Annotated in this window: 2 protein-coding genes and 1 pseudogene; 2 read left to right on the top strand and 1 reads right to left on the bottom strand. The window is 58.1% G+C overall.

What is annotated here, in order from left to right; translation table 11 throughout:
• Positions 1-94 precede the first annotated feature (94 nt).
• Positions 95-676 (top strand): annotated as a pseudogene (locus IVA81_RS11410) (integrase core domain-containing protein); the annotation flags it as partial.
• Between the two features lie 889 nt (positions 677-1565).
• Here the strand turns inward: IVA81_RS11410 and IVA81_RS11405 are convergent.
• Positions 1566-1790, bottom strand: a complete 225-nt coding sequence (locus IVA81_RS11405; RefSeq protein WP_247316422.1) for a helix-turn-helix transcriptional regulator — start codon at positions 1788-1790, stop codon at positions 1566-1568.
• 227 nt (positions 1791-2017) lie between these two features.
• On the opposite strand from IVA81_RS11405, the gene IVA81_RS11400 reads away from it, so the two are divergent.
• Positions 2018-2338, top strand: a complete 321-nt coding sequence (locus IVA81_RS11400; protein WP_247316395.1) for a hypothetical protein — start codon at positions 2018-2020, stop codon at positions 2336-2338.
• Positions 2339-2432: the final 94 nt, after the last annotated feature.

Here is a 2432-nt window from a genome sequence, read left to right as displayed (position 1 = left end):
CACTGTGTCCATTCTAAGCCTAACGGTCGAAACCGAACCGCAGACTCGCAGATCACACCGTCATCCGGTAGGTGGCCGCTGAACAGCGCTTACGAACGACCGGTGGTCGCTCGACTTTGTGTCGGATCAGCTGACCGACGGCCGCCGTTTCCGCATCCTGACTGTCGTCGATGATTGTACCCGTGAGTGCCTGGCGCTGGTGGCCGATACCTCGCTCTCCGGCATCCGCGTGGCGCGGGAACTGGACCGGCTGATGATCGAGCGCGGCAAGCCCAGGATGGTGGTCAGCGATAACGGCAGCGAACTCAGCAGCAACGCCATCCTGGTGTGGGCCGACCAAAGCCGGCTCGAATGGCACTACATCGCGCCGGGCAAACCCATGCAGAACGCCTTCATCGAGAGCTTCAACGGCCGGCTGCGGGATGAGCTGTTGAACGAGACGTTGTTCACGTCACTCGCACAAGCCCGCGTCACACTTGGAAGTTGGCGGGCCGATTACAACGACACAAGACCACACTCGCAGCTCGGATGGAGAACCCCGTCCGAGTTCGCGATGACCTGCCCCCCGCGCCGGGATCTGGCGCTGCGCTATGCCGAAGGCTCCGCGCCAGCTCCCGTCGCTGCCACCGCCCAACCAGGCAAATCCAACGGCACGGGCGAACTCAGGACTGGATAAAACCTGGGGGCAAGGTCAGCTCACAGCGTTGGTGATCCCCGCCATGTCGAACTCATTGAAGGAAAGATGCTCGATGATGTCGTAAAGCTTCCCCATTCGCTACACTTGTAAGATCAAGGCACTAGTAGCGTCATGCGCACTTGGCAACTCGGACCAATGTCTAAGCGTCTGAGCTCGCGCGAGCAGGCCGTATAGGGCTTCCACTTCACGACGCAATTCTAGTAGCTGAATCCGATGCCGATCTTCGCGCAATCCGCCATGCGAAGAGCTTTTGAGCAGAGAGCAAGATTCTCCCGCGCGATTGTTTCGGTCAAGTTTCCCTCTTTGAATCAAAGTCTTATATCTTGGACCTCCTTTAACGAGGGAGCCAGCTGAAGGGGGGAGGTTTAGAGGGTTAGAACTTAGAGGTCCGTCTCAGGGGGGCCTGTAAGGGTGCCTTCAAGTTGGGAGGGTGACACCACCTCTCCTCTATTATCACCCCTAGTGCGGCCTCTAAGGGTCAACCTTCACCAACCCTGAAGGGTTACTTCCAAGCTCGGGTGAGTGACCACCAGCCCTCCTACATGACCCCTGGACAGCCCATAATGACTAACCCTTCAGTTTCCTCCATAGGGCCGAACCTTGTGAGCGGACCAAGGCGGTCTCAATTCATCCTCTGACGCAGCTTCCTGATGATCTCGCGGAGGTCATCGGCATACTCCTCGATGATGCGTCGAGCCTCCTCCATGCGCGTCTGCTTGGGCGTCGGACGTTTCTCGGGCTCAGGCTCATTCATGCCTAAGGCTTGGCAAGAGGACGACAGTGGTCATTGAGCTAAATCAACGGTCCTGTTCGGGCCCCTAACCTGAGGTCCAGTGCTAAAAGTGACCTGTCTGACACCGGACGAGATTCAGGCCTGACCCCAGGTCCTCTTCTGGGGGACCAGCAAGCGATCAGGGGTCGTCTGCAAGGCCTTCGCCAAGCGGGCCAGGACGATGATGGTGCAGTTGCGGGCGCCCCGCTCCACCTGACTGACGTAGGTCCGATCCAGCCCCGCCTCTAGGGCCAAATCCGAGACCCTTCCGGGCCCGCCGCACAGCCGCTGCCACCACGTTAACGATGCCCGTCTCGTCATCCATCCACGGGAGGAGGCCGTCATGATGACTTTCGGTCTACGGACTATGAGTCCCATTTTTCATAGAGCCATGATGACTATCGTCTACATTGCGTCGCCCACCTATGGAGGAACGCACGAATGGCCAGCACCGAGAGCACCGCCCCGAAGTTAGACGAAGACGAGCCCATCAAGGTTCTCTTCGATATGGCCAGCTACTGGGCCACCATCTGGAGCTTCATCGCGCTTTGCTTTGGCTCGAACATCAGGTTCTCAACCGGCTGGACATCGCGTCGAGCAACATCCAAGTCGCCATCCTCTTGGTCAGCACACCGGCCATCTTTTTGGCGACGGTCACTCGCATTGAGAAGAGCCCCAAAGCCCGGCTGATTTTGGAGCGGGCCCGTTACATCGTGGTCTTGGTCGCAGCGGCTTTGCTCGGGGCCTATCTTCACGCGAACCACAAAGACCAATCCTATGAGGCTGCCCACCGCGATGGCGCTGTGTTGGCCTGCTCAAAAATGGCAGCTTGCAAAGCGGCAGCGACTGAATATGCGAATACGCGCTAGTCACGTGAATCTAAAGTTCGCCACATAAAGTCTGTTGAGCTTTGTGGCAGAAGCGTTTGACGGAAGCCAAAATCTGATCGGCTGACTTGGTCCA

It is taken from the genome of Bradyrhizobium sp. 141, assembly GCF_023074055.1.
GTDB lineage: Bacteria > Pseudomonadota > Alphaproteobacteria > Rhizobiales > Xanthobacteraceae > Bradyrhizobium.
The sequence above is the reverse complement of the archived record's forward strand: the minus strand, read 5'-3'. Positions and strand labels throughout refer to the sequence as shown.

What these genes read in the sequence shown, in the direction of transcription:
- IVA81_RS11405 (WP_247316422.1), bottom strand. Translation starts at nt 1,790, where the DNA reads ATGACGAGACGGGCATCGTTAACGTGGTGGCAGCGGCTGTGCGGCGGG.